Source organism: Saccharothrix sp. CB00851 (genome assembly GCF_001905065.1).
Taxonomy (GTDB): Bacteria; Actinomycetota; Actinomycetes; order Mycobacteriales; family Pseudonocardiaceae; genus Actinosynnema.
In genome coordinates this window covers 26918-36229 of the sequence record NZ_LWLC01000034.1, presented here as the reverse complement: position 1 = coordinate 36229, position 9312 = coordinate 26918, and the positions used below count along the sequence as shown (strand labels likewise).

Below are 9312 nucleotides of genomic sequence, written 5' to 3'. Positions count from 1 at the left end.
ATCCTTCCCTGTGCGGCTGCCGTCCGGCGAGCGGTACTGGACGGTGCTCGACTCGAGTTATCGGCCGGTGGCCGTGGCCGACGAGTGGCTGTTGCACGTACGACTGGGGCAGGACCGGGCGGAGAGCACCACGCAGGCGTACGCGACATCCCTGTCGCTGCTGTGGGAGTGGTGCGCTGCCACCGGCCGGGACTGGCGGGCGGCGCCGGGCGAGCTGGGCAGGTTCGTGTTCTGGCTTCGGTACTACGACTCGGACGGCGAGCCGGGGGCACCGCGACGGGTCGTCCGCAACGCGGGCCGGGTCAACTCGGTGATGGCGGCGGTGCGCGAGTTCTTTCGGCACGCGGTCGCTGTCGGGGCGGTGGACGGGCGGGTGTTGGACGCCTTGTTCGACGTGGTGGACGACATCGGCCTGCCGGCGGAGGTGCGGGGCGATCGGCCGACGGGGTTGCGCAGCCGACCTCGCCATCGGCTCTGCGAGCCGGAACGCGTGGTCGACGCCGCTGCCGATGAGGAGGTGCTGGCGCTGGTGCGGGCGTGCCGCAGCGCACGGGACCGGTTCATTGTGCTGGCGCTGTGGCGGATCGGTAACCGGCGCGGTGAGCTGGCCGGGCTGCGGTTGCAGGACGTGCACTTTGTGCCCCACGCGAGCAGGCTGGGTTGCCGAGTTCGGGGTGAGCATGTGCACGTCCGGCGCCGGGACAACCCGAATGGGGCGATGGCGAAGTCGCGCAGGTCGCGGGTGGTGCCGGCGGACTGGTTGTTGGTGCAGGCCTATGACCAGTACCTGTTGGAGCGCAACGCGTGTCTTCCCGCGCGGCCGTGCGATTTCTTGCTGGTGAACCTGTTCCGCGGCCAGATCGGGGCGCCGATGCGCCCGGCCGCGCTCAACGAGTTGTTCGCCGCGTTGTCCCGCCGGGCCGGTCTGTCGCGCGTGATCCGCCCGCACATGCTGCGGCACGGGTTCGCCACGAACGTGGTCGCCGCTGGGGCGACGCTGGACGAGTTGAAGGAACTGCTCGGGCATGTCTCGTTCACCTCCAGCGAGGTCTACATACATCCGGATCGCGAACGGCTGCGTGACGCGGTGGACCGGGTTGGTTCCCCACGCCCGGCGGGCGGGTGAGAGATGGTGGTCTCGGGTGCCGCGAGCACCGCACCGCTGCCGGGCATCGGCGGCGGGCCGGTCGAGGAGCTGCGGTTGTTGCTGCGGCAGGGCTTTCTGGCTCGGGCCGGGTGGGACAGCGACATCGGGGTGCTGGTTCCGGACCGCGACGACGCGCTGCTCGGGTTGCGGGAGTGCGCGGTGGTGGACTGCCAGGCCGCGACCCGCGCCGGCTGGGCCGAGCTGTGCTCTGTCTGCTGGAAACGGCACAAGGCCACCGGCCTCACGCTGGAGCAGTTCGCGGCCATCCCGTCGGGCAAGGCCAGCCACGGCGAGCGGCCGTGCCGGGTGACCGGCTGCCCACGCCCGTCGCGGGTGCGGGAACGGCTCTGCGGCACGCATGCCTGGCAGCGCAAGCAACACCCCGGCCTCGCTCTGGAGGTGTGGCTGGCGCGGCCGGAAGTCGTGCCCTTGTCCTCCTACGGGGACTGCCGGGTGCCGGCCTGCATCCGTCGCGCCGATGACCAGGTCGGGTTGTGCAAGCCACACGTCAAGCAGTGGCGTAAGCACCAGCGCGGCGATCCTGACACGGACCTGGATACCTGGTGCCGGCACTCGATGCCGGTCGCACTCGGCCACGTCGTCGTCCTCAAAGGACTTCCGGAGCAGGTACAGGCGGAGTTGCTGGTCGGTCTGCAGCGCCGCACCGACGCTGGTCTGCGCACACTGCCGACCACGATCCGCTACCTGGTTAAGCTCGCGCACGCCCACCAAGTCGGCAGCGTTTTCGATCTCGCCGGGGTGCGCAGCAGCGACATCCGCCACGACGCGGGCGTCCTGCTCCGCTCCCTGCTGAGCGAGCTGCGCTGCGCCACCTCGGACCCGGAACGCGAACGTGCCAAGGACATCTGGCAGCTGGTGGTGTTCGGGCTGCCCGGCACCCTGGACTTCACCGGCATCAGCCAGGAGTGGCTGCGCGCGGCTATCAAACAGTGGGCCGCCGAGGACCTGCCGCTGCATCGGGGTCGGCAGGCCGCCGCCACGTCGCGCGACACCATCAATGCCGCCACTCGTCTGTCGGAAAGCCTGCAGCTGTCGCGCGACGACCACGGTGTCGACGCCGCCGTGCTGGGCCGAGCGGACATCGTCACGTTCACCAACCGGCTGGCTTATCACCGCCGCACCGGCACGATCAGCGAGAAGACCCAGCTGAATACGTTGCGGCGGGTCCGCCGGCTGCTGGAAGACCTGCGGGCACTGGGCATGACCGGCCACGGGAACCCGCCGCCGGTCTGCCTGGGGAGTTCGCCCTGCGCCGCGGTGACGTCCCACGGGAAGACGACCGTGAGCAGCGCGGCCGGGATCTGCCGCCCACGGTGCTGGCCGTGATCACCGAGCACCTGAACCTGCTCGAGTCCCGCAGTGGCCTGTCCGAGCGGCGGATCACCGAGTTGCTCATCGATACCGGCCGCCGCCCCGACGAAGCCTGCGCGCTGGCCTGGGACTGCCTGCAGCGTGAGCATGACGGCAAGCCCACGCTGATCTACTCCGACTCCAAGAACAACCGGCCCGGCCATCGGTTGCCGATCGCGGAGGACACCGCGACACTGCTGCTCGCCCAGCAGGCAGCGGTCCGCGACCAGTTCCCCGACACACCGATCGATGAGCTGACGCTGTTCCCGCGGGACAAGGGCAATACCGACGGCACCAAGCCGATCCCGGTGTCCAGCTACACCAACGCTCACCGCGCCTTCATCGACGCCATCGCGCACCTGCTGCTCGGGCCGGACGGGCAGCCCTACGATCCCGTGGCCGTGGTGCCTTACGCCTACCGGCACACCTACGCCCAGCGCCACGCTGACGAAGGCGTCAACCCCGACGTGCTGCGCGAACTGCTCGGACATCGCTCGACTGGAACCACGGCCGGCTACTACCGGGTGACCGAGAAGCGGGTCCGCGCCGCGGTGGACCGGGTCAGCGCCCACCAGGTCGACGGCCACGGCCGCCGCGTGTTCGGGCAACTCAGCGGCCTGCTCGCCCACGAGCACGCCCGGATCCGCGTCGGGCAGGTCGCGGTCCCGTTCGGCATCTGCACCGAGCCGTCCAACGTCAAGGCCGGCGGACAGTCCTGCCCCTACAAGTTCACCTGCCTGGGCTGCGGGCACTTCCGCAGCGACCCGTCCTACCTGCCCGAGCTCAAGTCCTACCTGCAACAGCTGCTGGCCGACCAGGAACGACTCCAGGCCGCCACCGACATCGAGGACTGGGCCCGCGCCAAGCTGGCCCCGCCCGACGAGGAGATCACCACCCTGCGGCAACTCATCCGCCGCATCGAAACTGATCTCGACACCCTCACCGAGCAGGACCGCACCCAGATCGCCGAGGCGATCAACGTGATCCGCAAGACCAGGCAGACGGTCGCCCTCGGCATGCCCAGCATCCGCCCACCCACAGCACCGGCCCGGTGAGCACACCATGACCGAACCCGCGGCAACCGGCACCCTCACCGCCTTGGCCAAGGCCCGCCGACGCGACGTCGACCATCGCCAGCAGCGAGTACGGCAGGCACTGGCCGACATGACCGGCGACGGGTCGGAGATCACCATCTCCTCCGTCGCCGCGCGAGCACGGGTGCACCGCTCGTTCATCCACCGCCACCCCGACCTGCACGCCGCCGTGCTGGCCGCCGCCAGCCAGGCACTCACCACCCCGTCACCCGCCTCGACGGTGATCAGCCACCGTTCGGTGCTGGCCGAGAACGCCAACCTGCACGCCCAGAACCACCGGCAGGCACGACACATCCGCGACCTGGAAGACCGGCTCTCCGAACTGCTCGGCCAGCAGGCGTTCGAACGCAGCGGACTCGGCGCGGCCACCAGCACCGCCGCCCTGCAGGCCGAGATCGACCAGCAACGCCAGATCGTCCTCGACCTCACCCGCGCACTCGAAGAACGCGACGAAGAACTCGCAGCCGCCCGCGAAACCAACCGGCGACTGATGACCGAACTCAACCGAATATCCGCTGCCCCGAGCGCGCCCGAGGGCGCAGACTTACCATCGTGAACACGCTGTCGACGAAGACCCTCGGCCACCTCATTCAGCTGGCCGTGACCATGAGCAAGTCCGACATCCGCGATCTGCTCATGCAGTCTGGTGTCTACGACGCCACCGGCATCGACACCGCAGAACTGGTCGATCGCGGGATGGCGAGTCCGAACAAGAATGAGACTCTGCGAAACCCGCTGTTGAAGGCTCGCGACATGGCTAAACGCGGCAACCGCGAGGCTCATGACGCCCTGCTGGCGATAGTTCAGCTCGCTGCGGAACGGATCGCTGCTGGGTATCACAGAGACGTGGTGGCCAAGTTGTCCGCACTGCGGGAGGCGCTGCTGGGCGACGGCTACGAGCTTCGCGTGATTGAAACGAGCCGTGACTGGGACCTCGGCGGCACCTACGAGATCCAGCTCTTGCCAGTTGATCCAGACGCGATTCCGATCAGCACCGAGATCACTGCGCTGGAGGCCGAATTGGACAGTCGCGGCTACTCCGAAGCGCGCGCGCACTACCGGTTGGCCGTCAAGCACTTCACCGAACAGGATTACCCATCGGCCAACAGCCAGCTTCGCAACATGATGGAAAGCCTGGTCGTCAATCTGGCCGTTGATCACACCAACTACACCGACACGAAGAAGGCGAACCAGGGAAACGACGCGATCAAGACTCTCTACACCCGAGGGACCCGGTCTCCTGCAATCATCGGGCAGCCGCTGCCCGAGTTCGACGGTGGCAGGATGCTGCACGGCATCTGGGAGACCTTGCATCCCAACGGCTCGCACCCAGGGCTGTCCGACGCCGACGAGGCGCGCTTGCGCATGCAGCTGTGCACCGGGCTCGCCCGATTCCTGCTCAAGCATTTCCCGGCAAAGCCCTGAGCTCGGCTGGGAACTCCAAACGAAGACGGTCGGGCTCATGCCGCCCACTCACCTTCAAGACCGAGGCCGGATACGGCGGCCAGGTCGGCCAGAAGCAAGCGAATCGCGTACACCGCCTGCTGCGGCACAACTCCGTTGCCCAGCGCGCGCAGCTGCGCAGTTCGCGGAATGTCCAGGCTGGACACGAAGCCGTCGTCCAAGCCCATCAGGAACTCAACGAAGCGTGCGGACAACACCGGCCGGCCATGCCGTCCAGGCTGGGTCGGGTGCGGCGCGGGCCTGCCCACGATGGCCTCCCACCGTCGGATCGCTGACTCGTACTCGCCCCAGTCGATCCGCTCGACATCGTCACCGTTCCCGGCTTCCGAGGTCACACCAGAGATCGCTGACAAACCCGTGCACGACACCTGTTGCACACGAACCGAAGGCCTGTCAGATGTCGATGAACTGCACGGACTCTGCGTTCGCCCACCTCGATCATTTTCGAGGCTGACAGAAAGGCCCATGAGGTGCTCGACGAAGGCGGGCGCAAGGACCGGGCGGCCGTGGTTGCCGGGCTGTGTCGGGTGTGGTGTCGGGCGGCCCAGCACCGCTTCCCAGCGGCGGATCGCCGCTTCGTAGACACCCCAGTTCACCGGTGCCGACTCGGCGCCGGATGCCCGACGCGTCGTGCTGTCCGGGTTGGGTACCGCTACGAGATGTCGTCGGTCTCGCTGCCGTTGACCCGGTGGTGCGCCGGCGGGGTGAGCAGGCGGATGACCGCCGAGGGCAGCATCAGGTCGCCCTTGGAGCCCCGCTGCGCCGGGCAGCCCTTCGTCCCGTCCGTCGCGCGTGGCGTCGGCAGGAACGCCTCGGGGTCCACCAGCGGGAGCACCTGCTGCGACAGCGGCGGCCGGAACCCCGCTCCCGCCCTGCGGCCCGCGGTTCCGGTGTCCGAGGCTCGCGGAGTCGGCAACAACCGAAGCCGATCCAGCAGTGATGGACCGCCCTGTCTGCTGGCGGCGCTGATGCCATTGGACGAGCCGTCGTGCGCGGTCGGCGTCGGCAGCATCTCCGCCTCGTCGACCGTGGCCGGGCTCGCGCAGCCAGGCGAGCAGGAACACCCGCTCGCGGCGGTGCGCGGCTCCGACGTCGGCGGCGCGGACGCTACGCCAGAGCGCGTCATACCCCGCTTCGGCCAGGTCGCCGAGTACACGGTGGAGTCCTCCGTTGCGCCAGCGAAGAGCGGCGACGTTCTCCACCACGATGAGCGCGGGTCGTAGTACGCGAAGGCCCGCCACAATGTCGGCCCACAGCCCACTGCGGACTCCTTTCTCGATGCCCGCGCGCTTCCCGGCGGCGGAGATGTCTTGGCAGGGGAACCCCGCGACGAGCACGTCGACCGGTTCTACGGCGGCCCAGTCGATGTGTCGCAGGTCGCCGAGGTTCGGGATGCCCGGTGTCCGGGCGTCGAGGATCTGAGCGATGTGTGGGTCGGGGTCGGCGACCCAGGCGATCCGGCCGCCGCCGAGAGCGGCTAGCACTCCGAGGTCCAGGCCGCCGTAGCCGGTGCATAGCGAGCCCACGACCGGAGCAGGTCCGGTGACAGGGCGGGTCCGCCGTCCCGGCCCCGGCGTCACCGCCGGGGCCGGGACGAGCGTGAGCGGACTGGCCGTCCGCTCGCGGCGTGAGCGCGGCGAACGGCGTGTCATGCCGCCTGGCCTCGCTCGGCCGCACTGCTACGCGCGGCACCCGCGGACCGCCGCGAGCGGTACTGCACGAGGTCCACCACGTCCCCCGCCGAAGTACCGGCCGCAGTGCCGCCGGCGGACTTGTGCAGGGCGGTGCGGAATACGAGGACGTCCTCGTGGGCGATCAGGTGCAGCGGCAGTCCGGCCTCCCGCTGCTTGCGGATGAAGTCGCGTTGGAAGAACGACCCGCGGGCCACGAGGTCGGTCTCGGCGGCACGGGCGAGCAGCGCGACATTGCGCTCAACCGGGATCAGGCCGGCCGCGCGACCGCACGCGAGGATCTGCGAGGGCAGGTCGATCAGCTCGGCGTGCTCGCGCCACGGCCGGATGGTGATCGCGATGTGCCCACCGGGCTTCAGGAAGGTGCGCAGCGCCGCGAGGATCCGGGTGAACCCGGCCAGCAGCCGGTGGTGGCCGATGTTGGCGAGGTTGCCGCGGTCGAGGGTGTTGCCATAGAGGTGGTGGTACTTCTGCACCCCCGCGCCGGGCGCGACCGACACCTGCCCGTGGGTCGAGGGACCGTAGGGCGGGGAGGTCACCACGAGCGCCGCCTGGCCGACGTACTCGGGCGGCAGCAGCGTCACGAGCTGGCGGGCGTCGCCGTGGAACACCCGCGCGTCGATCCCCTTTTCACCGCCGACGCCCTGCTCCCGCGCGACGTCGAGATTCGCGTTCGCAACCTCGACCCAGTGGGGTTCGTACTCCACGCCGACGGCGCGGCGACCGAGCCGGACAGCTTCGACGAGGGTGGTGCCGATGCCGCACATCGGGTCGAGCACCAGCTCGCCGGGCTTGGTGTAGTGGGTGACGGCGTGGCGGACGACCTCGGGCAGCATCTTGGCCGGATGCGCGGTCGACTCGGGCGTGTACTTGTTCTTGCGCTGGGCGGCCGGCGACGTCTGCGCGGTCGTCCACACCGACACCGCGGGCGGCTCCGCGCCGTCCTTCCGCTCACCGCTGTCCACAGAGTTGTCCACAGCGGTGGGCGGGGTGTCGAGCGCGGCGATGAGCGCGTGCGGGATGCGCTGGGTCGGCTCGTCGCCGACCGCTGCGGCGGTGGTCGCGGAGGGCTCAGTGGTGGGCTGGTGGGTGGCGTCGTGCGTCACGGGAGTGCCTTCCTGGCGGTGCAGTCCGGGGTGGGCGAGGGCGTCGTTCGGCGCGGGGTTGGTCCCGAGGTTCATCGGAGGTCTCCGGGCTGCGAGACCGCATCCGCAGGCGCACTCGGCGACGCCGGGGATGTCGGCTGGTGGTCGTGCGGCTGAGCGAAGACGAGGACGTCGGAGTGGATGCGCCGATGCGGCGCGGGCAGCCCGCGCACCGAGGCGCGGTGACGCGCACGTGCGTCACCGTCGTCCGTGTCGCGGTCGCCGTGGACTCTGTCGGAGTGGGGGTCGGAGTGGGCGTCGGCGAGGTGGAAACGGCCGTCGCGGACGGGCGTGTGCAGGGCGACGATGTGCTGGAGGTAGAGCAGGTCGGCGTTCTGTCCTGCGGTCACCACCGCGCCCGTCGGGTCGGTCAGCTCGCCCGACGTCCAGTCACAATGAGTGAGTACGACTAGGACGCCGCCGACCCGGAGACGCCGTGCCGCGTAGAGCGCGATGAGGTCGGCGGTGATGCCGGGACCGCGGTCGCCGGAGCGGTGCGGCGGCAGGCTGGTGACGATCAAGTCGGCGCTGTCCACGCGTTCGGTCACCGCGTCCGGGAAGGGCACCTCGACGGCGACTTCCGGTGCCGTGGGGATGGTCGCGGGAGCCGGACCCACCCCGCCGACGAGGTCGGCCCAGAACGGGCGGGACGCCGGGCCGGTCGACGTCGCGTCGACCGGGACTCGCTCGACGCGCGCGGCTCGGTCGAGGCGTTCGACGGCGGCGATGGCGTCGGCCAGTTCGGGGTCGGGCTCGGTTCCGGGGGCGTGGTCGATGACGCCGTCGGCACCGACCACGCCGAGCGTCGGGCGGGTGCGGTCGGAGGTCGACCAGTCCAGCAGCACGACTCGTTCGGCGGGCTTGCTGAACGAGGTGACGATCCGCTCGACGAGGGCCGCGGGCCACGTGGCGTCGAGGTCGATCGGTGCTGAGCCGGCAGTCCAGACGGTCGCCGGGGTCGGGGTCGAGGCCGACCCGCGCGAGCGCGAGCGGCCGGTGCCCGCCGTGGACTTCGCGGGCTTGCCGGGGCTGACGCGGGTGGTGGTCGGCGCGGTCGGCCAGGGTCGGCGGTCGCCGCCCCGGTGCCCGCCGGGGCGGGCCGGAGCCGGGTGGGTGGAGTCGGCGCGCCGTCGGGGCGAGCGGCGGGCAGAGCTGTCGGACTGGGTCACGGGTGTCCCTTCGCCAGGCTGGGTGCGCCTGTCGGTGTGAGGCGCTGATGACACCCCTGAACTCCGAAATACAGCCCCTTTGGGGACACGCCTCCGTCACTTTTCTCAACCGACTTTCATGGGCCGCGAATAGTCGGGAAAGGTTCACGCGCGCGTGTCCGCGCAGAGGGAGGCGGCGAGTCCAGAAGAAGGGGCCGTGCGCTTTTTCCGATCCTGGCGGAGATCGCGGGC

The 9312-nt window shown here is 70.1% G+C and carries 9 protein-coding genes and 1 pseudogene; 5 read left to right on the top strand and 5 right to left on the bottom strand.

Annotation, left to right across the window (positions count from 1 at the left end):
* The 5 genes from A6A25_RS28930 to A6A25_RS28910 form a co-directional block, all read left to right on the top strand.
* The coding region (locus A6A25_RS28930; protein WP_241828973.1) for a tyrosine-type recombinase/integrase at positions 1-1126 on the top strand (1126 nt) is incomplete at its 5' end.
* Between the two features lie 6 nt (positions 1127-1132).
* On the top strand, positions 1133-2494 hold the full coding sequence (locus A6A25_RS28925) for a hypothetical protein (RefSeq protein ID WP_143193475.1): 1362 nt from the start codon (positions 1133-1135) through the stop codon (positions 2492-2494).
* Entirely contained in the window at positions 2491-3573 is a 1083-nt protein-coding gene (locus A6A25_RS28920) for a tyrosine-type recombinase/integrase (RefSeq protein ID WP_198932901.1), read from the top strand. The genes A6A25_RS28925 and A6A25_RS28920 overlap by 4 nt, the downstream gene beginning before the upstream one ends.
* Positions 3574-3580: 7 nt before the next feature.
* Positions 3581-4168: a DUF6262 family protein gene (locus A6A25_RS28915; RefSeq protein ID WP_143193474.1), complete on the top strand. Its 588-nt coding sequence runs from the start codon at positions 3581-3583 to the stop codon at positions 4166-4168.
* Positions 4165-5037, top strand: a complete 873-nt coding sequence (locus A6A25_RS28910; protein WP_073895545.1) for a hypothetical protein — start codon at positions 4165-4167, stop codon at positions 5035-5037. Before A6A25_RS28915 ends, A6A25_RS28910 begins: the two co-directional genes overlap by 4 nt.
* A 35-nt stretch (positions 5038-5072) precedes the next feature.
* Here the strand turns inward: A6A25_RS28910 and A6A25_RS45880 are convergent, their stop codons facing one another.
* The 5 genes and pseudogenes from A6A25_RS45880 to A6A25_RS28895 all read right to left on the bottom strand — a co-directional run bounded on the left by A6A25_RS45880 (position 5073) and on the right by A6A25_RS28895 (position 9081).
* A complete protein-coding gene (locus A6A25_RS45880; protein WP_241829000.1) occupies positions 5073-5672 on the bottom strand; it encodes a hypothetical protein in 600 nt (199 codons plus the stop codon).
* A gap of 56 nt (positions 5673-5728) precedes the next feature.
* Positions 5729-5992: a hypothetical protein gene (locus tag A6A25_RS45875; protein WP_241828999.1), complete on the bottom strand. Its 264-nt coding sequence runs from the start codon at positions 5990-5992 to the stop codon at positions 5729-5731.
* A gap of 184 nt (positions 5993-6176) precedes the next feature.
* Positions 6177-6728, bottom strand: a pseudogene (locus A6A25_RS45870) (DNA cytosine methyltransferase); the annotation flags it as partial.
* On the bottom strand, positions 6725-7948 hold the full coding sequence (locus A6A25_RS28900) for a TRM11 family SAM-dependent methyltransferase (protein WP_083668769.1): 1224 nt from the start codon (positions 7946-7948) through the stop codon (positions 6725-6727). The pseudogene A6A25_RS45870 and the gene A6A25_RS28900, both read right to left, overlap by 4 nt.
* Positions 7945-9081 (bottom strand): hypothetical protein, encoded by a 1137-nt coding sequence (locus tag A6A25_RS28895; protein ID WP_083668768.1) that lies wholly within the window; start codon positions 9079-9081, stop codon positions 7945-7947. The genes A6A25_RS28900 and A6A25_RS28895 overlap by 4 nt, the downstream gene beginning before the upstream one ends.
* Positions 9082-9312 lie beyond the last annotated feature (231 nt).